Source organism: Bartonella sp. AA9NXGY, assembly GCF_042196845.1.
Lineage (GTDB): Bacteria > Pseudomonadota > Alphaproteobacteria > Rhizobiales > Rhizobiaceae > Bartonella.
Genome location: NZ_JBHIRB010000001.1, coordinates 19111 through 41872, shown reverse-complemented (window position 1 = coordinate 41872; position 22762 = coordinate 19111). Strand labels below are relative to the sequence as shown.

General features: G+C 35.7%; 18 protein-coding genes. 10 read left to right on the top strand and 8 right to left on the bottom strand.

The window, feature by feature from the left end:
* Positions 1-284: 284 nt before the first annotated feature.
* On the bottom strand, positions 285-1373 hold the full coding sequence (locus ACFIM6_RS00200; protein ID WP_375611291.1) for a site-specific DNA-methyltransferase: 1089 nt from the start codon (positions 1371-1373) through the stop codon (positions 285-287).
* A 371-nt stretch (positions 1374-1744) separates the two neighbouring features.
* Here ACFIM6_RS00200 and ACFIM6_RS00195 point away from each other — a divergent pair, with 371 nt between their 5' ends.
* The 7 genes from ACFIM6_RS00195 to ACFIM6_RS00165 all read left to right on the top strand — a co-directional run bounded on the left by ACFIM6_RS00195 (position 1745) and on the right by ACFIM6_RS00165 (position 12581).
* On the top strand, positions 1745-2440 hold the full coding sequence (locus ACFIM6_RS00195; protein WP_375611140.1) for an HAD family hydrolase: 696 nt from the start codon (positions 1745-1747) through the stop codon (positions 2438-2440).
* 1983 nt (positions 2441-4423) lie between these two features.
* The gene (locus tag ACFIM6_RS00190) at positions 4424-4780 is read left to right on the top strand and encodes a hypothetical protein (RefSeq protein WP_375611139.1); all 357 of its coding nucleotides are present in this window, start codon (positions 4424-4426) and stop codon (positions 4778-4780) included.
* A 186-nt stretch (positions 4781-4966) separates the two neighbouring features.
* Entirely contained in the window at positions 4967-5332 is a 366-nt protein-coding gene (locus tag ACFIM6_RS00185; protein ID WP_375611138.1) for a hypothetical protein, read from the top strand.
* A gap of 209 nt (positions 5333-5541) precedes the next feature.
* Positions 5542-5904, top strand: coding sequence for a hypothetical protein (locus ACFIM6_RS00180; RefSeq protein WP_375611137.1), 363 nt, complete (start codon positions 5542-5544; stop codon positions 5902-5904).
* A gap of 637 nt (positions 5905-6541) precedes the next feature.
* On the top strand, positions 6542-7939 hold the full coding sequence (thrC, locus tag ACFIM6_RS00175; protein WP_375611136.1) for a threonine synthase: 1398 nt from the start codon (positions 6542-6544) through the stop codon (positions 7937-7939).
* Between the two features lie 83 nt (positions 7940-8022).
* On the top strand, positions 8023-9297 hold the full coding sequence (locus ACFIM6_RS00170; protein ID WP_375611135.1) for a M16 family metallopeptidase: 1275 nt from the start codon (positions 8023-8025) through the stop codon (positions 9295-9297).
* A gap of 398 nt (positions 9298-9695) precedes the next feature.
* A complete protein-coding gene (locus tag ACFIM6_RS00165) occupies positions 9696-12581 on the top strand; it encodes an EAL domain-containing protein (RefSeq protein ID WP_375606401.1) in 2886 nt (961 codons plus the stop codon).
* Positions 12582-12623: 42 nt separating this feature from the next.
* Here the strand turns inward: ACFIM6_RS00165 and ACFIM6_RS00160 are convergent, their stop codons facing one another.
* Positions 12624-13208 (bottom strand): YqgE/AlgH family protein, encoded by a 585-nt coding sequence (locus tag ACFIM6_RS00160; protein WP_375611134.1) that lies wholly within the window; start codon positions 13206-13208, stop codon positions 12624-12626.
* Positions 13209-13279: 71 nt separating this feature from the next.
* Between ACFIM6_RS00160 and ACFIM6_RS00155 the strand changes: the two genes are divergently transcribed.
* Positions 13280-14158, top strand: a complete 879-nt coding sequence (locus ACFIM6_RS00155) for a protein-disulfide reductase DsbD domain-containing protein (RefSeq protein WP_375611133.1) — start codon at positions 13280-13282, stop codon at positions 14156-14158.
* Between the two features lie 26 nt (positions 14159-14184).
* On the opposite strand, the gene rnhA is transcribed toward ACFIM6_RS00155, so the two are convergent.
* From rnhA to cyoE, 4 genes are all read right to left on the bottom strand, one after another.
* Complete coding sequence (gene rnhA, locus ACFIM6_RS00150) at positions 14185-14652, bottom strand: ribonuclease HI (RefSeq protein WP_375611132.1); 468 nt, start codon at positions 14650-14652, stop codon at positions 14185-14187.
* A 5-nt stretch (positions 14653-14657) separates the two neighbouring features.
* The gene (locus ACFIM6_RS00145) at positions 14658-15617 is read right to left on the bottom strand and encodes a homoserine kinase (protein WP_375611131.1); all 960 of its coding nucleotides are present in this window, start codon (positions 15615-15617) and stop codon (positions 14658-14660) included.
* Positions 15617-16672: a 4-hydroxy-3-methylbut-2-enyl diphosphate reductase gene (gene ispH, locus ACFIM6_RS00140; RefSeq protein ID WP_375611130.1), complete on the bottom strand. Its 1056-nt coding sequence runs from the start codon at positions 16670-16672 to the stop codon at positions 15617-15619. Before ispH ends, ACFIM6_RS00145 begins: the two co-directional genes overlap by 1 nt.
* A 182-nt stretch (positions 16673-16854) precedes the next feature.
* On the bottom strand, positions 16855-17790 hold the full coding sequence (cyoE, locus tag ACFIM6_RS00135) for a heme o synthase (RefSeq protein WP_375611129.1): 936 nt from the start codon (positions 17788-17790) through the stop codon (positions 16855-16857).
* A gap of 343 nt (positions 17791-18133) precedes the next feature.
* Between cyoE and ACFIM6_RS00130 the strand changes: the two genes are divergently transcribed.
* Both ACFIM6_RS00130 and tldD read left to right on the top strand, forming a co-directional pair.
* Positions 18134-18673 (top strand): invasion associated locus B family protein, encoded by a 540-nt coding sequence (locus tag ACFIM6_RS00130; protein WP_375611128.1) that lies wholly within the window; start codon positions 18134-18136, stop codon positions 18671-18673.
* Between the two features lie 110 nt (positions 18674-18783).
* A complete protein-coding gene (gene tldD, locus ACFIM6_RS00125) occupies positions 18784-20208 on the top strand; it encodes a metalloprotease TldD (protein WP_375611127.1) in 1425 nt (474 codons plus the stop codon).
* Positions 20209-20766: 558 nt separating this feature from the next.
* Here tldD and ACFIM6_RS00120 read toward each other — a convergent pair.
* Both ACFIM6_RS00120 and ACFIM6_RS00115 read right to left on the bottom strand, forming a co-directional pair.
* Positions 20767-22020 carry a class I SAM-dependent RNA methyltransferase gene (locus ACFIM6_RS00120; RefSeq protein ID WP_375611126.1) on the bottom strand — a complete coding sequence of 418 codons (1254 nt, stop codon included), beginning with the start codon at positions 22018-22020 and terminating at the stop codon, positions 20767-20769.
* A complete protein-coding gene (locus ACFIM6_RS00115) occupies positions 22017-22760 on the bottom strand; it encodes a TlyA family RNA methyltransferase (RefSeq protein WP_375611125.1) in 744 nt (247 codons plus the stop codon). Before ACFIM6_RS00115 ends, ACFIM6_RS00120 begins: the two co-directional genes overlap by 4 nt.
* Positions 22761-22762: the final 2 nt, after the last annotated feature.

Genomic DNA, 22762 nt, shown 5'->3' with positions numbered 1-22762 from the left:
AAAGCACTTAATTTTGAACTTCTGAATGAACCTTTTAATTCTGATATTTCATTTTTATAAGCTTATATTGAAACTTTACTGTTTTGGAACTAAAACGAGAACATAGAGTGAAAATTTCTCATTTTAATTTCTTCTAAAAGAAGCATAAAAATACTCGCTTGTCGCTTACAAGCGAGATTAGTGTGTCAATAAAAAACATCTAAGAAAGGCTAAAACACCCTCACGTCCATCTCAATCAAGATCAGGTACATTGGTGGTCAATAGAATGAAGCGATCAGCTTAATTCATAAAACACCCGTTTTTAACATTTGTGAACGTATGATCATTCTTAAATGATCTATGGACTTCAACCGTCCATTTTCCTCATAATACCAAAAGGTCCAACCATTACAACTCTGCGAATCTTGAGCCTTTCTTCCCATTGCGTGAATTGAGCCCGCTTCACCACCATGCATAATCGTACCATCAGCTCTTACAATAGCAGATACTTGCTTCTTACGATCATACAGAACTTCCCCAGGATAGAGTAAACCTGCTTCAAGCAAACTGTTGAATGCTACGCGCGGTTCTGTTTTTTTTCTATCCAAAATCGCTAGTTCTGGTTGCGCTAAAGGTTGAACCGCCGCAATTCTCTCACATGCTGCATCGATGTAATCTTGCTCGCGTTCAATCCCAACAAAATCACGCCCTAAAAGCTTGGCAACAGCACCTGTTGTTCCCGAACCAAAAAACGGATCGAGAATAACATCACCAGGTTTACTAGAAGCCATAATAATACGCGCTAATAACGCTTGCGGTTTTTGTGTTGGATGTAATTTACGCCCCGAATCATCCTTTAAACGTTCAGCTCCAGTGCAGAGAGGGAAAAGCCAATCTGAACGCATTTGTAGATCTTCATTTGCCGCTTTTAAGGCATCATAATTAAATGTGTACTTTTTATCTTTTTGATCTCGCACGGCCCAAATAAGCGTCTCATGAGCATTTTGAAAACGGCGCCCTCGAAAATTAGGCATCGGATTATTCTTGCGCCAAATAATATCATTAAGCATCCAAAAACCTAAATCTTGTAATGCCGTCCCAACCCGAAAAATATTATGGTAAGATCCGATAACCCAAAGTGTTCCGTTGGGTTTTAATACACGACGACAAGCAAGCAACCATGCACGAGTAAAAGCATCATAAGCAGCAAAACTCTCAAACTGATCCCATGCATCATCAACCGCATCAACAAGCGAATGATCTGGACGGTATAAAGCTCCATCCAATTGCAAATTATAGGGTGGATCCGCAAAAATCATATCAACAGAATGTTTTGGAAGTTTTTCTAAAACGGAAATACAATCTCCTTTAAAAATTTTATTGCGCCATGGCATTTGTGAGGGAGTACGAAGGAAATCTTTTTGAAGCTGAATAACTGTCATGAAAAACCCAACAAAATTAACTGAATTTGCCCTATAATCAACCAAAATAGTTTATAGGCCCGCATTACCAATCTATATTTACAAAATAGCGTAAACGTATCGTTAAAGTTCTATAAAATTGATGATTGTTTTTGTTTTTTTAGTAAAAAAAACTTTCATATGAATGAAACCTTAATTTTCTTTTTTTCAATGTACTGTTCCCATATCTTTTATTTCGTAAAAGAATTAAGAATCATTTTCAAAGCGTATTTTTATGAAATAAGATCTTCTCAATATCGTTTTCATGAAAGTTGTCCATCTCGTAACATGTAAAGGAATATCTTATGCCTCAGATAGATCTTATTGTTTTTGATTGTGACGGAGTTCTCGTCGACTCTGAATATCTTGCAGCAAAAATTGGATCTCAATTGCTCAAACAAACAGGATATGAAATATCACCCGAAGAATTGAGTGAGCGTTTTGCAGGGCTTATCTTTCGCGATATTCTTAAACACGTTGAACAGGAAACAGAAAAACCTATTTCTGCTCATCTCATAGATCAAATGACTAATATTTTTCGTACACAAATAAAAACTAAATTACGGGCGATTGATGATGTAAGAGAAGCTGTAGAAATTATCCAAACACGCTATCCCTACTGTATCTGCTCTAATGCAAAAAGCGTAGATATAAAAGAGATGCTCACCACGGTTGATCTCTATGACCTTTTTGAAGGTAAAATATTTTCAGCACCTGAAGTTGGAACAAAAAGAACGAAACCGGCCCCTGATGTTTTCCTTTTTGCCGCACAACAATTACAGGCAGAGCCCCAAAACACTATCGTTATAGAAGATTCACTTCATGGTGTACACGCAGCCATAGCAGCAGGTATGCGTGTCATCGGCTTTACGGGAGGATCACATAGCTATCTTGGCCACTCTAATGCACTTGCAGAAGCTGGTGCAGAAACAGTTATTGCAAAACATGCTCATTTAGGAGAAGTCTTAGAAGCAATGGCAGTATGGCGAGATCTATTATAAAAAATCTCTTGAATATATCAATTTGTAAACTCTTGTAAGAAGCATTTTTATTCAAATGTCCTGCTCTTCTCGCTGCTCCTTTTATAATAACTTCAATAAATGCGCAATTCACGACACGGGTGAATTGCATCTCAATGTGAAGGAAAAATATAGCACCTCATTGAGATCATAAGTCTGTTAACCATTGCACGTACTTAAAAAAAGCAAAAAACAGGGGTGCAAACTCATAAAAATTAAACCCTGCTTATCTATCTCAAATCCAATATCCCACTCCCAACCACAGCAGCCTATCCTGATAAATTATTATATTTGTCAAAAAAGAAATATTACGATGCCTTGCTCGATAAGATGTGAAAATTGCTAACCTCTTTCATCTGATCAAAAAAATCACACACTATGGTAAAATTGTAGGGGATGCGCGGATTGATCATGAAAAAAAATATTAAAATTCGCGAAATTTATGGAACACAAGAGTTTATTGAAAAAAACAAAAGTGTTCTTGTTGAGTTACAAAGGCTTATATTTACTCAATCCAAATCTCATAAACTTATTGAAGGCTTATTTACTTTGCTGCTTAAACAGTATTTTAACAGCATAAATCGGTACAACCTCCCTAAGATTACAAAAAACAAAAAGAATACATTCTTATAAAGATTTGCATTTTATAAAAAACATTTCATACCAAGTAATTTACAGACAATATATTGATTTATAATCATAATTTATCATTATTCAAATTAAGCAAAAAAAACGAATATTGTAAGATTCTCTCATTTCAAATCTGGATATGTTGAATTAAATAAATAGAGAAATAAAAATGCCTTTTAATGAATCATCTCAAAAGGCAAAAATTGTAGCAACATTAGGAGCGAGAAAAGTGTATGGCAATGCCATCTTTCTTCTTTATAAACGTCAAAAATTCTGATGCCCTAAGAATTTTATATTATGGGGGCTTTATCATCATATCTATCATTGCAAAATAGGCTTGAGTACCTTGAGAACGGTTTCTTTAAAAAAGCACATAAATATGAAACATATAATCATGTTAAACAAGCGACAGAGATACCAATAGCTGCTTAAAATTTTCCGAAAGCACTTAATAGACTTTTTAAATAAACAATGAAATCAGATCTTTTCAAAAGTAATCCACTTTCTAAAAATAAAAGCGGCTTTTCAGTTTGGAAAGAAGAAAGTGTTGAAAATATTATCTAATGCTGATCTTTCGGCACTCATAAATATGTCTAAATTATATTCTTCTATACACTGCCTTGTATCATAGTAATATGCCGTTCACATTAGCGATAAAAAGATAATATCATTTATCTCTATCCAATTCGAGCTCTACTTTACACTATGAGAAAATTGTACATTTTTTAGTATCTATAACATATTATTATCTATAAGATAAATGTATATATTTAATAGTAAATTAAGAATTATTATTCTGCTATCACGATGCAATTAAATAACCATTGAATAATATCTATATAACACACATTATACAATAATGACTATCTATAATAAATACTATAAATAATAAAATTTTATCGTGTCCATTCATATTTTAATTGTTAATAATATTTTTATAACTACATCATAATTTTCATGTTTTCTATTATACTATCGATAATAAATAAATTTTTATATATTTAATAAGTAAAAATTTTGATCAATTTTATTATCTATAAATGTATTTAAAAAATATATTAATATCGTTTTATAAAAATTATACGATAAACATATGTTGTTTTATATATAACACATAATAAAATATTGTATAAATTTTTTAAAAATATAATTTGTAATTATTACTGTTACTTTTTTACAATAATGTTTATAAAAAATTATAGGTATATTTTTATATGTATTTTTATTATTGACTAAAAATACATATTGAACTATATGACTTGTATATAGTGTGAGATACATAAACATTATGTATATTTATTACATATATAAATTAAAAATATTTGAGGTAAAGTTATGGTGAAAATATTTAAAAATTATATTTTAAGCATTTTTATAGCGAGCACTTTTTTTATTTCACAAACTGTAAATGTTAATGCAAACTATTTGAAAAACGATACTCCAAAAGAGGAACTTTCTGTTTTCCCAATGGAACAAGTAAAATATGCGAAATCCGATGTAGTTTCTACGACTGCTTTCTATGCTCCGTCTGTAAATTATCAAACAGAACATAGAACAATAGGTGAAGGAAAATTAGAAAAGGTCTTTGAGCCTATGACTGTAAGAGGGGGACTATTGTACGCTGGATATGCAATAAGTTTTATAGGATCGATAATAAATTGGATAAATGACATAGTATTGATGTTCAAGTAATTCAATATATTGTAGAAATATAGAATACATAGCTTCATTATGTTATTATTAATTATTATAAATTTATTACATAATGAAGCTTCTATTACTATACCTATAAATTCTGTAAATTACATCCAAAAATCCAAAGTATAATTTATATATACACACACATATATATTGAATACTATAAAGTATTTGAGGTAAATGATGATTAATTTTTTTAACAATAATATGTTAATTATTTCTATGATATCTGTTTTTTACATTTCACAGACTGTAAGTGTACATGCCAACTATTTGCAAAACAATATTCATCGTGAGAATATTTTTATTTCTGTAACAGAACAGAACAGAAAGGATGCAATCAGTACGATTGCTCTCTATACACAAAATCTAAATCGTTGTATGGAAAATGAAATTACCGTCGAAGGAAAATTTGAAAAGGTTGTTGAACCTCTTACACTCGGGGCTTTTGGTATGGGGATGGCACTTGGATATGCATCAAGTACGATAGGCATGTTTTTAGGATGGCTAATAAGTAAAATAATATTGTATTTTAAATCTCGTTAAAATTGAACTTTCATCAGAATAAGACCTTCTCATATGAAATATAAACTATGAACATATTCTGTGTTTATCTATTGTTGATGATAAAAACTAATGAATTATCACACTAAGAGTGAAAAAAGCTTTAAATGCTTCTGTTTCTCTCAATGTGCACTAATTCTGCCGATGCATCTATTCAATTCAGATTAAAATAAAAGTATTGGTGGTAAACTATGATTAAAGTATTGAAAACTTACATATTAAATATTTTTATAGCAGTTGCTTTTTTGCTTTCACAAGTTATAAATGTTCATGCCAATCATTTGAAAAATGATACTCAATGGGAAACTGTCTCTCTAATAGAACAAGGAAAGAAAAAAGCTATCGATATAGCTGCTCTTTATGTCCCAAGTTTCACTCATAGAGCAAAAAGTGAATCTGCCTTTGAAGGAAAATTTGAGAAAGTGTTTGAACCAATTACGCTAGGAGTTTTTTCTACAGTAGGAGCTTTGGGTTTTGGATTCTTGACTGGATCTGTTATGGCCATATTTAGTGGGATAATCGGATGGGCAATAGGAAAAATTAAAGGCAAATAATTCAAAGATACTTAGTTATTTTTTTCTATTTAAAATGAAAATGCTTTACAGCCTGCTTCCCATCATTTAGCAGGCTGTTGTATGTTTTCTATGGATAACCTTTAGGTTACCATACTGTATAGCACAAATATAATATCTATTATTATACAAAGTAATAAATTAAGCTAAAAAAGATTATTCAAAGTATAGATTTGCGCACGAAATGCCATAAAATTACCTTATAAATCTTCCAATGTGAGTCTTGGGATGTATCATTTTAACATTTCGTTTAGCAGATTTAATTTTTACAGAGTATTAAGAGTATAAAATAACTATGAATGATTGATTTTTATACAAAAGTTCTTCAGTAAATACTATTCTATCTATTTAATTTTATTATTTAAGAAGGTGTACAAGTGAAGATACGTTTTAAAATCTAAGTGAATGAATAATAGAGAGAAATTTTTGACTGTAACAGATTTTCTGTGAACATTTGGCGTTTATATCTCAAAAATAAAAATGCTTAAGGCTATTTCCTTTCATTATTGAGTTAAAAAGAAGAAAAGAAGCTCTATCCATTTAATAATTTAAATATTATGAAAAACGTGAAATAAATAACTTCACCAATTTGCCAGAAATAAAAAAAAGGATAAGACTTATGGAATATATCAGCACGAGAGGTGAAGCTCCTGCTTTAAGCTTTACGGAAACAATCATGACAGGGTTGGCAAGTGATGGGGGACTTTATTTGCCAGATAAATTTCCTCAGCTATCATTTGATGCGTTACGAGCACTTCGTGGTCAGTCCTATACAACAATTGCTAAAACTATTCTGTGGCCCTTTGTGAATAACGAAATCGAATATACAGCTTTTGAAAATATGATCGCTGAATCTTATGCAACCTTTCACCATCCAGCAATCTGTCCGTTACGACAAACTGGAGCAGATGAATTTATCCTTGAACTCTTTCATGGTCCTACTTTAGCTTTTAAAGATGTAGCAATGCAGTTTCTTTCTCGACTGATGGATTATGTTTTGACTGAAAAAAATAGATGTGCAACGATTATTGCTGCAACATCAGGTGATACAGGAGGAGCTGCGATACAAGCTTTTGCTGGAAAAGAACACTCAGATATTTTTATTTTATTTCCTAAAGGACGTGTATCGCCTGTTCAACAACGGCAAATGACAACCAATCATTGTTCCAATGTTCATGCCATTGCCATTGAAGGAAATTTTGATGATTGCCAAGCTCTTGTCAAAGCAATGTTTAATGACCACAATTTTCGTAAAAAAAGAGCACTTTCAGGTGTTAATTCTATAAATTGGGCGCGTATCATGGCGCAAATTGTTTACTATTTTTCATCTGCACTTTCTTTAGGAGCACCTGATAGAGCTGTTTCATTTACTGTTCCTACTGGAAATTTTGGTGATATTTTTGCAGGTTATGTCGCAGCCCGTATGGGATTACCCATTGCTCAACTGGTCATCGCAACGAATGATAACGACATCCTTGTACGTACATTGACCAGTGGTACTTACGAAACACAACCAATAGTCCATACAACATCACCTTCTATGGATATTCAGGTCTCTTCTAATTTTGAACGTTTGCTCTTTGAAAGTGGCAATCGTGATCCAATGTGGATTCGCAATGCAATGGAAAACTTGAAAAAAACGGGTCTCTTTACTCTTGATGAAAAGCAACTCAAAAATATTCGTTCCCTATTTTCCGCTGGAAAAAGCAACATGGCTGCAACAGCTCAAACAATTGATAGTGTCTATAAGGAAAGTGGCTATCTTGTTGATCCACATACAGCGGTCGCTCTTCAAGTAGCGCGTGAAAACAAAAAACCGCATATTCCAATGATCGTTCTTGCCACGGCTCATCCAGCTAAATTTCCTGATACTATTAAAAGTGCTTGTGGCCTTCATGCTCCATGGCCATCTCATCTCAATGATGTAATGAAACACGAAGAACATTTTATAAATCTTGCTAATGATGAAAAAATAGTAAAAGATTATATTTCTTTAAAATCGCGTGCATCTTATTAAAGTTAGCTGCATTAATTTAAATCAAGAATATTCTGATACCCTTACAATGAGGTATTTAGCTTATTTAATGGAGTTGTAAATACATGGATGTAGATATATGTCGCCTTAGTAATGGTTTGACTATCGCCACACATACAATGCAACAAATTGATAGTGTTGCCCTCGGAATATGGGTTAAAGTGGGCTCACGCAATGAAACCTCCACACAGCATGGTATTGCTCATCTTCTTGAGCATATGGCTTTTAAAGGAACCGAAAACCGTACTGCTTTTCAAATTGCAACCGATATTGAAGATGTTGGCGGTGAAATCAATGCTACAACCAGTATTGAAACAACAGCTTACTTTGCACGTGTTCTTAAAAGCGATATCCCACTTGCTATAGATATTTTAGCCGATATTTTAATGCATTCAAAATTTGACGACGATGAACTAGAACGAGAAAAACAAGTAATCTTTCAGGAAATTGGTGCTGCCCATGACACTCCTGATGACATTGTTTTTGATCACTTTACAGAAACAGCCTTTCGTCATCAATCCCTTGGACGCTCTATTTTAGGAACAGCTAAAACTATTCAATCATTTACATCTACTGATCTCCATGATTTCATCAATAAACAATATAGTGCAGATCGTATGATTGTCGTTGCTGCAGGAGCTGTAAAGCACGAAAGTTTCTTGCGAGAAGTTGAAAGTCGTCTTGGTACTTTTCGCTCCCATTCAACCGCACCTCTTACTAATCTTGCAAATTATGTCGGTGGCGACTTTCGTGAATATCGCGATTTAATGGATACACAAGTTGTTCTAGGGTTTGAAGGACGTGCTTATCACGCGCGTGATTTTTATGCAGCCCAAATTCTTTCTATCATTCTTGGTGGTGGTATGTCTTCACGTCTTTTTCAAGAGGTAAGAGAGAAACGTGGATTATGCTATTCTATTTATGCTTTTCATTGGGGATTTTCAGATACTGGGCTTTTTGGTGTTCACGCAGCTACCGGACAAGAAGGGCTCAAAGAACTTATTCCTGTGATTCTTGATGAACTTTCCAAGGTCAGCAAAAATATTCACGCCAACGAACTGCAACGAGCACAAACGCAATATCGTGCAAATCTGACAATGTCACAGGAAAATCCCTCTAGTCAAGCACATCTCATTGCTCGCCAAATACTCCTTTATGGTCGACCAATTCCAATATCGGAAACAATTGAACGCCTCAATCTCATCACTCCTAAAAGATTAACTGATTTAGCACATCGTCTTTTTACAAACTCCACTCCAACACTAACTGCTGTCGGACCTGTAGGACCCCTCATAAATTTTGATGATTTAACGTCAACTCTTTCATACAAGCTAAAGTAAAAACTTCTTTTCAAAGCAGCATCACAATAACATCACATATTTTATCATAAAATTTACCACAAAAGCTCTCCTCATTAAATAAGTTTTGGAAATATTGGGCAAATAGGCGTACAAAACTACCCAATTCATACTTCATGTGATAAAGATTCTAATAAGTGAAGGTATATCCGTGAAATCTGGAAATTCATGGTTTAACTTTGCCCTTTTAAAATATAAAACTTCATTCGCTTCAGGTTCCATTGAAGCAAATGGGTGTGTGGTCTATTTGTATATAAAATCACATAACTTAAGAAAAAGTGATAACAATTTATTATGTAAATAAATTATAAAAGGTGGACGTTTTTTCTCAAAAGTCGAAATGAAAATTAAACATCCTAAAATATTGAGAGTGGGACATTGTGAAGAGTTTGCGTAAAATAATTGACATCATTTTCATTGTAGTCGTTAGTTCTTTTGTCCATCTTACATCAGCACAAGCAATTGAACCAGTTAAAATTTCTTCTCAAGATGCTGCTCTTGATCTCTCAAAAGCAATTGAAATTCACCATACAAACAACTCTATTTTTCAAACAAGTACAGCACCAGGACCAGATGGTATTGTATGGCGTATTGAAGTGCAGGCAAAAAATGAAAAATTTTCCGGAAATTGGGCAGTTTTTTCTCTTGCAAATCCAACAGATGAACAAGTTGATCGTCTCATCGTTGCCCCCCATTACCGCATGGCACGTTCTGGATTTTTTTGGCCAGACCTTGGATCATCAAGGATTCAATCCATAACGCCAAGCGAAGGTTTTTCCCTCGATCGTCAACTTAGTGCAAACTCTGATATCTTTCGTATTACCCTTAACCCTGGTGCTGTTATTACATTTGTGGCCGAACTTAACTCTGCAAATCTACCGCAAATCTATTTATGGCAACCTGAAGCTTATAAAGATGCAATTAATTCTTATACGCTTTATCATGGTATTCTTCTTGGGATATCAGGTCTCTTAGCGCTTTTGTTAACTGTTCTCTTCGTCGTCCGTGGAACAGGGCTGTTTCCTGCAACAGCGGCAGTTGCTTGGGCAGTGCTTTTTTATATTGGTATTGACTTCAACTTTTTAAATAAATTCTTTGCAGTTACACTCACAACCCAACCAATCTGGCGTGCTGGTACAGAAGTAGCACTTACTGCTACACTCTTCATTTTTCTTTTTACCTATCTCAGCCTTAACCGCTGGCATTATCATTTTAGTTACGGTGCTATCGCTTGGACCATTGCGTTTTGCAGTCTAGGAGCCTTTGCTATTTATGATCCCATCAGAGCAGCTGGAATTGCGCGTTTGTCTTTTGGCCTTACCGCTGTGCTTGGTATAATATTAATCATCTATTTCTCAATCAGAAGCTATGACCGCGCCATTATGCTTATTCCAACATGGTTGCTCATTAGCTTTTGGTGTGTTGGAGCCTATGCCTGCATAGCTGGACATTTAAACAATGATATTATCCAGCCAGCATTAGCGGGAGGATTAGTGCTCATTGTTCTTCTCATAAGCTTTACTGTCCTGCAACAAACTTTTTCTAATGACGCTTTCCATGAAGGAATATTTTCCGACCTTGAACAACAAGTACTCGCAGCAAAGGGAGCTGGAAATATTATTTGGGATTGGAATATTGAGCGTGATCGTATTGTTGTACATCCAAACATGGCAACCCTTTTTGGTACTGAAATTCATAACCTCAATGGACCTATGCGCAACTGGATTTCAGCCTTGCACCATGATGATCGTGAACGCTTTCAAGCCGTATTAGATATCATTCTTAAAAATAAAAAAGGGCGCATTGATCAAATTTTTCGGCTTTCTTCCGGTGGTGGTTATTATCATTGGTTTTCTCTTCGTGCACGTCCGGCTATGCAAAAAGATGGAAAAATCACACGTGTCATTGGAACCATTGTCAATATTACTAACCATAAAAAATCCGAAGAACGCTTATTGCATGATGCAATCCACGACAGCTTAACTGGACTTCCTAACCAACAAATTTTCTTTGATAGACTACAAAATTATACCTCTTTAGCGAAAGCAAATATCAAAATTAGACCGACTGTCTTTATGATTGATTTTGACAATTTTCGCCAAATTAATCGCAAATTAGGCATAGCAGTTGGGGATACTGTACTGCTTATAATCGCACGTCGTTTAAATCGTCTCATTAACTTTCAAGACACCTTATCGCGTCTTTCAGCAGACCGCTTTGCAATTATTTTACTCAGTGAAACCGAACCACAAAAAATTGCAGCATTTGCAGATCATTTGCACAAAACAATTTCAGCACCTATTTCACTTTCAGAAAATAAAATAATCCTTTCAACCTCTATCGGATTGGTTACATGGAGTGAAAGCCGATCGACGGCTAAAGATATTTTTAATGATAGTGAGTTAGCGATGATTCGCGCAAAACAAATGGGTGGGAACCATATTGAACCTTTTCGTCCTAATTTTCGCACTTTGGGTCTCGAACATAATACTCTGGAGAAAGATGTTCATTATGCCATAAAACGTAATGAGATGAAAATCCTCTACCATCCTATTCTTAATTTATCAGACGGACATATTATTGGTTTTGAAACAATTGTAGAATGGCATCATCCCACTTATGGAAATTTAAATGTCTCTGATTTCATAAAAATCGTAGAAAATGAACAAATTGTTATGGATTTGTCACAATTTATCATTGATAATGCCATTATCGATCTTATAAATGTACAAGAAAAGTTTTCCCAACAATCTTTCTTTATTTCAATTAATTTACCAAGCGCAGAAATGATTCATCCTCGTTTTATCAGTCAATTGCGTGCCGCTTTGCTTCGGCATCCGCTCCACAAAGGACGCTTAATGATTGAAATATCTGAATTTGTCTTAAGAAATAATCCTGAACAATCAGCGCACTTTCTTGAACAAATTAAAACACTTGGAATGAATCTCGCACTCGATAATTTTGGAACAGGTTATTCGTCTCTGACCTATCTCGTACGTTATCCATTTGATATGGTTAAACTTGATCGTTCACTTATCTCAATCGACTCTCTTAAGAAGAAAATTGTTCTCAAGTCTATCATTAATATGGCAACAGATCTTAATTTGCAAATTATCGCAGAAGGTGTTGAAAATGAAAAAGAAGCAATCTTCCTCCGTCAAGAAGGTTGTAAATATGTTCAAAGTACACTTGTGACGAAACCGATTGCCATAGAAGAATTAATTACGCTCGTTCAGAGCCATTTCCCTTATAAGATAAAAACATAAGGGATAAAATAACGTGTAAAGTTAAAAAGCTTAGAAAAAACTCTACGCGTGTCCCATTTCAGAAGCAAGATAAGTTGGATCGATACCCATGCGTGTTAAACTTTTATCATACTTGCAGCTTAAATCGCTTTCAAAAAGAAAACTAGGTGATGTAGAACTGATTAGCCACCCATTTGTAGAAATTTCTGCCTCAAGTTGCCCCGCTTTCCATCCAGCATAGCCTAATGCGACCAGTGCATGTTGCGGACCTTGTTCGCAACTGATCGCTTTTAATATATCAATTGTCGCAGTAAAACAGATCTTATCTGCAATAAAAACAGTTTCTTCACAAGCATAATCATCTGAATGAAGGACAAAACCACGCGAAGGATCAACAGGACCACCATAGCGAACTGGAAACTGTTTTATTGGTTCAGAAAGACTTTTTTTTTGGCCACTGTCTATGACTCCCAAATGAAGCAAAAGCTCTGGAAAATCAATATGATGCAATTGATTAAGAATGATGCCCATCGCACCGGCATCAGAATGCGCACAAATATAAATAACAGAACGAATAAAGCGTTTGTCATTCATCCCAGGCATTGCTATGAGTAATTGTCCACCTAAAAAGCCATTACACCGCTTCATTAATCTGTTATTCTCCATAATTTACATGATAAAAGTTTGTTCATTTAGCACACTAGGAAAATAAAACTCCAATGAAAAAAAGTCGTATATTTACAAATTTACAAAATATCGCAACTTTCTTTTATAAAAAGCTTTTAGTTACTTTAAGCTTAACATTCATAGTTTTAGAATTACTTAACATTCCTGTAAATGCTCAAACAGAACAAAAACTCCAGCTTTTCGCAACATCTTGGTATGAATCAGATGGTGGTCGTATCCGATTAGCGATCACTGAACCTTCTCTTTCTGGAATAAGAGAAGGTATTATTGAAATTGTGCTTAAACCAGGATGGAAAACTTACTGGCGTAATCCAGGTAATTCTGGCATGGCACCATTTTTTAATTTCAACCAACAGATTTCTTATGAAATCTTTTATCCTACTCCACAGCTTTTTGAAACAGAAAATGATTGGTCATTAGGTTATAAAGATAAAGTAATATTGCCCTTCAATCTTTCTGGTTCAAGCAAAAATTTAAGTGGTGCTTTCACTCTTGGATTATGTAATAAAATCTGTCTTCCATTTACTGTTAACTTTGATTTTTCGCCATCTGCTCTTAAAAATAAACAGCTTCCTGCTTCCTTCTTAAAAAAGGCGCAAAATTCTTTGCCCCGCATGACGCAGAATGCACTAAAAATAAGTGCTGAAAAAAATAATAGTACCCTTCTTATAAAAATACAAAATAACAACAAAACCACTCCTTCCTCTCTCTTTTTAGATGGAGGAGAAATGCAAATTGGAGCAGCAAGAAAAGTCAGTGATAACGCAGAATATACACTCTTCAGTGCTCCACTCTATTTCACACCAGAAGAAATAAACCAAAAAATTTTTTATACAGTTGCTTTTAAAGATCACGCCTTAAGTGGAACATTCATATTCCATACGCAGCCAACCCCTCTTGCGTCTCCGTGATAAAAGAAAAAGCTCTCAAAAAGCAATTATGCTGGAAAACGTCCATTTTCACGATATTGAGTAATTGCTTTGCGAGCAAGGGCATCTGCGCGTTCATTTTCTGGATGTCCCGCATGCCCTTTTACCCAGTGCCATCTAACTGTATGACAAGAACTAGCATCCTCAAGAGCTTGCCATAGCTCCATATTTTTAACAGGATTTTTTGATGCAGTGCGCCAATTATTCTTTTTCCAATCTTCAATCCACTTAGATATACCGTTACGTACATAAACTGAGTCTGTATAAAGATCGACCAAACAGGGCTCTTTAAGCGCCTTTAATGCACAAATTGCCGCCATGAGTTCCATTTGATTGTTTGTCGTATGGACCTTACCGCCATAAAGCTCCCGTTCATGACCATTCCAGCGTAAAATTGCTCCCCATCCTCCAACTCCAGGATTCCCTGAGCAAGCACCATCTGTATAAATTTCAACGACTTTTTGTTGAGTTGCCATAAAATTTAAAAACCTAATTCACTTAGCGAATTTACATTACTGAAAAAACAAAGCTTGTGCCAATACTCCCATGGATCTTTCTTAATAACAAAGCTATTAGGCGGTGTATTAAACCAATCATATAGACGTGTGAGTAAGAAACGTAGAGATGCACCACGAGCTAATAAGACCATCTTGTCCAATTCTAAAGGGATCAATGGTCTTATTTTTTGATAATTTTCCAATAACTTACGTGCTTTGGTAAGATTATAGGAATGATCAGGCTCAAAGCACCAAGCATTTAAACAGATCGCTAAATCATAAGCAAAAAAGTCATTACAAGCAAAATAGAAATCTATCATCCCAGAAAGACGATGATTCACAAAAAAAACGTTATCATTAAATAAATCTGCATGAATAATGCCTATTGGTAAATTACATGGCCAATTTTCCTGTAAAAAAGCCAATTCCAACTCAATTTTTTGTCCAAATTCTTTTAACAATGCATCTTCTTTGGTTTGACAACGTTGCCACAATACCTTCCAATCCATAACAGAAAGAGTATTTTTACGACTGAGTGTAAAATCCTGTCCTGCTAAATGTAATTGTGCTAACCCCGTCCCCACTTCGCCACAATGATCTATATTGGGCTGGCGGATCCACTCTCCTTCCAGAAAAGTAATAATAGCAGCAGGACGTCCTGCTAGTTCACAGATCATCATTCCATCATTTTGAATAACAGGTTGAGGACAAGGAACTCCACGCTGTCCTAAATGCTGCATCAAGCGACAAAAAAAAGGTAAATCATCTTTTGAAATACGCTTTTCATAAAGTGTTAAAATAAATCGCCCTTGTGTTGTCTCTAACATAAAATTAGAATTTTCAATCCCCTCTTCTATACCTTGATAAGACAAAAGTGATCCTATTGCATAACGTGTTAAAAACACTTTTAAATCATTTGGGTGAATATCTGTATAAACGGCCATTATTCTGCTTTCGTTGTAGACATGTCTGTATTCTGATTTTCATTTTTTGCATTATTTGCTTGACCATTAACGAAAGCCATATCTTGAGACGTTAAAATGACGTCGCGTAATTCGCGACTCACTAAAAATTTTTCCGTTTCTACCACTGTTTCAGCTAATTCTATTGTGACATCATAACGCTCACGAAATGCTGAAATAATTTCATCAATAATAATTTCAGGAGCCGAAGCCCCTGCTGAAAGACTGACTATAGAAAGAGATTTTAGGTTTTCAAAATTAATTTCATCAGCGCGCTGAACTAAAATAGCTTGCCGCGCACCAGACTTTTCGGCAACCTCTACTAAACGTCGTGAATTAGAAGAGTTTGGTGCTCCAACAATCAAAAACAAATCACTCCCCTTTGCCGCTGCTTTAACCGCATCTTGTCGATTCGTTGTAGCATAGCAAATTGATTCAGCCGCTGGTGCTGCTAATGTAGGAAAACGTTGTTGTAATATATCGATAATTCCTGCAGTATCTTCAACAGAAAGCGTTGTTTGTGTAACAAATCCTAATTTATCTGGATCATTGGGTTGATAATGCAAAGCATCTTCTATCGTTTCAATAAGCGTTACAACCCCTTCTTCAAGCTGTCCCATTGTCCCTATCACCTCAGGATGACCAGCATGACCAATCAATATAACATGACGACCATGACGTTGATGTCGTATCGCTTGTTTATGAACTTTCGAGACCAACGGACATGTTGCGTCGAGATAAAACAAATTATAGTATCGTGCTTCTTCTGAAACAGATTTTGGTACACCATGAGCAGAAAAAACAACTGGTTGATTGCGATGTTCTTCTGGAATCTCATTAAGTTCTTCGACAAAAACAGCACCCCGTTGCTGTAATCCCTCAACTACGTAGCGGTTGTGTACAATTTCATGACGAACATATACTGGAACACCATATTTTTTTAATGCAAGCAGAACAATCTGGATAGCACGATCAACCCCTGCACAAAATCCACGTGGACCACAAAGACGTATCGTTAAAGGGGGAAGTCCAGACATAAATCATCCTTAATCTCTATAGTTTTAGCTATATATTCAAACAACCTATTATTATACATGAATAAGCAATGTAAAAAAACGTGCAATATCATCTTTTGCATAAGAACACACTCTATCGTGTTTTCTTACAGCATTTTCTTGAAGAAAAGCTCTTTTAAAATTTGCTCTTTCATTTTACGCAACTAAAGAGCGATAAAATACCAAACAAGAGATTCAATCAAAAGAATTCCAAAGATAGCTGCCAAATAAAGTAACGAAAAGAAAAACGTTTTTTTGGCCATCAAAATAGTTTCATTATGTGTATCAGCTTTCCATAAACGATAGGCAAAATGAATAAAGATAATGCTTAAAATTGTTGAAAAAATACCATAAAAAATTCCGCCAAGACCAGTAAAGCAAGGAGCAGCAGCACACAATGCCATCAAAACAGTATAAAATAAAATCTGTTTTTTTGTTGAATGTTCACCTCGTACATTAGGCATCATAGGGATACCTGCAGCCTCATAATCAAGAGATGAAAATAAAGAAAGAGCCCAAAAGTGAGGGGGGGTCCACATAAAAATGATTAAAAATAATAAAAAGCTATCAATACTCACTGTCCCTGTTGTCACAGCCCATCCAATCATTGGTGGAAAAGCCCCAGAAGCACCACCAATAACAATATTTTGTGGTGTGATACGCTTTAACCAAATTGTATAGATAACGACATAAAAGAAAATCGTAAACGCAAGAAAAAATGCCGCAAACCAATTAATGAAGCTCCCCATAACCAATACCGAGAGCATAGAAAGAACCATGCCAAAAATAAATGCCTTTTGGGAGCTGATTTTACCCATGGGAATAGGACGCTTTTTAGTCCGTTCCATCACAGCATCAATGTCAGCATCATACCACATGTTCAGTGCTCCCGCACCACCGCCACCAGCAGCAATACATAAAATTGCTAAAAAACCATACCACGGATTGATAGGAACAGGCGATACAAGCAAACCAACCAGAGCCGTAAAGACCACAAGAGACATAACACGTGGCTTTAATAATGTGATGTAATCACCAATACCGGATTTTGGTGGCGTTGATTTACCATTCACAACCGATAACTCTTCTGAAACTGACATTCCACTCAAAGCCCTTTTCCATTTCTGTCATTCACAAACCCAATATTATCTGACAAATATTATCTAGCGTATGGAAATAACCCATTAAGACCAATCGTATTTTTGAGAAAATATGAAATATCTCTTTCGCACGTATCCCCTAAAAGTAAATGGAAATATTGGCAATAAAAATACATTTTTTCAATCAACGTTCTCTCCACATTACAAATGTATCATAAAAATATATCATATGAATTAATATATTTGGGTAAATACTGATTTTGTGTTATAGTTTTTTATGGGGAATTCATTTTTTATGTAAATCTATGCACGGTTGTGGGTGTTGAGTCGGATAGGATGTTCTGTGATACTTTATAAATTACTCAAAAAAACTTTTTTTATTGGTGCTGTTCTTTACACACTTTATAGTAGTTTTATCAGTCATGCATTTGCACAAACACCCTATGCACAAGATGTCCCTGCTCCGCAAACCTATGGTGCATGGACAAAAGTGTGTTCTCTACCACCAGGTACACCTAACATGCAGTGTGAAGTTGTACAAAACGTTCACACACAAGGGCGTCAAGATATTACCTTGCGCGTTACATTTTATAAACTTCCTCAAAAGCAAGGTGCTTTGATGCGTGTTTTTGTTCCGATTCGCGTTGAATTACGTCCTGGCGTTGGAATTAAAATTGACGATAAAAATATGGGCAGAATGGAATATCGTCGTTGTCTTGGTGATAATTGTGTTGCTGAAGCCTTTCTTAAAGAAGACATATTGCAGCTCTTTTTAAAAGGAAAAATGGCAACCTATTTTATCTTTACAACTCCTGAACAAGGGATTGGAGGTTTTGTTGACCTTCATGGTCTTGGCGACGCCTATGCAACCTTACCGACATGAATGAAATCAATACATTTTAAACAATCAAAATCTCATCGTATATTTTGAAAGATTCTTAAAATTAGATTGATAAAAATCTTCTGAGCCCCCATAAAAATAGGATAATTCTTATGAAATCGCTGATTGATCATTTTGATATTGCTTCCTCTAAAGTGCAATCACTTATACAGGAAACACTTCATCATGCTGATGATGGTGAGCTTTACCTTGAGTACACAGAAAGCGAAGCTCTTTTATTTGATAATGGACAGCTTAAAAACGGCTCATTTCATCAAGATATGGGATTTGGACTACGCGTTGTTGCTGGAGAGGCTACTGGATATGCTCACTCTAGTGAGTTATCAGCTGCTGCACTCAAACGTGCCAGTGAAGCTGCTAAAGCTGTTACCTATAATAATCATGCAGGGACTTATAGCATAGCACCTCAACAAACAAACAAAAGGCTTTATCAACCGCATAATCCCCTTGATGCTCCATCATTTGAAGAAAAAAGTGCTCTTTTGCAAAAAATTGATGCCTATTTACGTGCTAAAAATGATAAATTGCATCAGGTGACTGTTTCTCTTTCCGGCTCGCTACAACATGTTGAAATTTTACGTGCAGATGGTTATTTGGTTCGTGATATTCGTCCCCTTGTGCGACTTTCTATATCTGTGGTCGCAGCTGAAGGCAATCGTCGTGAAAATGGTTTTTATGGATGTGGAGGGAGACAAGCATTTAACCAATTTATTCATGAAGACAATTGGAAAAAAGCCGCGGATGAAGCCTTACGTATGGCTTTAACAAATTTAGAAGCAGAAGCAGCACCTGCTGGATCTTTTGATGTTGTCTTAGCTAACGGATGGCCTGGTGTTATGCTCCATGAAGCCGTAGGTCATGGTTTAGAAGGTGACTTTAACCGTAAAAAAACATCGGCTTTTGCTGGACTTTTAGGACAACAAGTTGCAGCAAAAGGTGTTACAGTTGTTGATGATGGAACAATTCCACAATGCCGTGGCTCTCTCACTGTCGATGATGAGGGGACCCCTTCAGGATATAACGTTCTCATTGAAGATGGAAAACTCGTTGGTTTTATGCAAGACAGACTTAATGCACGGCTTATGGGAGGTAAATCAACTGGAAATGGACGGCGTGAATCTTATGCTTATGCACCAATGCCACGAATGACCAATACAATCATGCTAGGAGGAGATAAAACACCTGAAGAAATCCTTTCTTCACTTAAAAGTGGTATCTATGCTGTTTCATTTGGTGGAGGACAAGTTGATATTACTTCCGGAAAATTCGTCTTTGAATGTACTGAAGCATACCGAGTAGAAAATGGCAAAATTTGTGCACCAATCAAAGGTGCAACTCTTATTGGAAATGGACCGGATGCTATGAAACGTATCACAATGATTGGTAATGATAGTAAACTAGATAATGGTATTGGTATGTGCGGAAAAGCAGGGCAAAATGTCCCTGTTGGTGTTGGTCAACCTCATCTTCGAATCAATAATATGACAATCGGTGGAACTGCGCTTATAGAGGAATAAGCTTGCTCATTCCTTCCCAGTATTGCCTCCTTCTCGTCTATTATGACCATTTTGTGAGGGGGAGATTACAATGAATTGATTTATAAAGATAATCTAGCGTTATTCATATTGTATTAGAACCTTGAATACCGCAAGATTCTCTCATTTTAAATCTGTGTCTGTTGGATCAATCAAAATCATTCGTTTATACGTTACAGGCGGGGAGAGTTATATGGATAAAAACTGTACAAGAAAAGACTAAAGATTCCTCTTATGGGCCGTCTCAAGTACCAAGAGTTTTAAGAAACATTAGGGGATGGCAAATATAACGACGGCACAGGCTTATTCAGACACATCTTTTTCGTAAGATATTAGTCTTTTGTGTGGTTTTTTTGTGTGGGGTAACTTGTCTTTTATATTTCATAATAAAAAAGCTTAAAAGAAAAAAGCACTTTCTACATTCAGTGCTCTTAGCTCAACGAGAAAAAGGTTATTATTATAGATAAATTTTGGAGAAATTTTATAATAATACACAGGTCAACTTTTAAAAAATCTTCATAGTATTAAAAAACTTTCAGGCTAAAGTTTCCAACCTTTCTTTTTTTTCTTTTTGCTCAAAACAGCAACAACTTCGACATGTGGTGACCATAAAAATTGATCAATCGGTATGATTTTTTCTACTGTATACCCCCCTGCAACAAGAAGAGATAAATCACGAGCAAATGTAGTAGGATTACAAGAAATTGCCACAACACGTGATACTGTTGTCTTCGCTAATTCACGTACTTGTTGCTCTGCACCAGCACGGGGAGGATCAAAAACAACACTCTCAAAACATTCAAGTTCCTTTACAGAAAGGGGTTGTCGGAAAAGATCACGTTTTTCACAAGTGACCGTTTTTAAACCAGTCGCAAAACGTGCTGCTGTATTTAGATTTCTTAATGCATCTTCATTATTTTCTACTGCATGAACATTCATCTTTTTTGCCATACGCAAGGTAAATGTTCCTGCCCCTGAAAACAAATCAACAGCATTCTTTGCTTTTTTTAAATGAGTCAAAATAATATTGCCCATTATATTTTCAGCTTCACAAGTTGCTTGCAGAAAACCACCAGAAGGAAATTCAACACGGACATCTCCAAAGTAAATCTCTGGTTTTTCTCGTTCAACCAAAATTTCACCGTCAACAGATAAACGTATAATCCCATATGAAAGAGCAGCACTGATCATTCTCTGACGAAGTGATTCATAGTGTATAATGCAACCGCTTAAAGCAACATCTAAACCATTTTCAACACATGTTATCGTAACATGAAACCGTTTGGCAGAGCTCTTTAGAAAAGCACAGAGCTCTCTGATATTATGCAACTGAGAAATAAGCTCTGGACGGCTTACTGGGCATTCCTCAAGAGCTACAATCTCATGAGAGAGATAACGGTTAAAACCAACTTTTTGCCCCTGTGGGGTCATGGATGCTGTTAGAGTAATCCGCCGTCGGCTATAAGGTTTACATTCTATTAAAGGCGCAACAACATTATTAAGTCCATACTTTTTAAGCGCCTCAACAACCAATTGTTGTTTCCATACGCGATAAGCATCCATATGCCAATGCTGAAGAGTACACCCTCCACATTCTCCAAAATGCTGACAAAGAGTATCAATGCGTTCTGATGATTTTTCTTTTAATGTTATATATGTTGCATATTTTCCATGAACAGTAATTTCAGCACACTCTCCTGGTAAAGTAAAAGGAACAGAAACGAAGCCGTGAGACGTCTTAGCAATACCATAACCATTTGCTCCGATATGATCGATTATGACATTGTCATTCACTCTTGTTTTTCTCCGAATAGTAAATATTCCACGTTGCCATCACCACCTGTAATAGGGGAAGAAATTAAACCTTTTGCACTCCACCCTGTTTGTGTATTTAACCAAACAAAAAGCGCCTCAGCAGTTTCTTTAGCACTTGATGGACTTAATATTCCTCCCTTACTAAAGTGTTTACGACCAACCTCAAACTGAGGCTTTACCAGTAAAACAGCTTGGGCACCCTTCTTGGCTAAAGACAACACGGGAGGCAACGCAAGTTTGAGCGAAATAAAGCTAACATCTGAAACGATAAGATCAATTTCTCGCCCACCTAAATGTTCCTGTTTAAAATCTCTGACATTCAAGCCTTCTAATAACGTTATAGCACTGTTGCCCAATAAACGTTTATCAAATTGATGATGCCCAACATCAACGGCAATGACATGATCTGCTCCACGCTCTAAGAGAACTTGCGTAAAACCACCTGTTGATGCACCAACATCAATGGCTGTCACTTTGTCCGTTACAATTGGAAATGCATTAAGTGCAGCAATCAATTTTAACGCTGCCCGAGAAACATAATTCTGCGCTGGATCACAAACGGTAATCTCTGCATCATCAAAAACGATTTGCCCAGCTTTAAAAACGATTTCTCCGTTAACTTTAACAGTTTGGCGCATAATTGCATCACGTGCGCGTGAACGTGTCGTAAAAAAGTTTTTTTCAACTAAAAAAATATCGAGTCTTTTTCTGGAAGCCATCT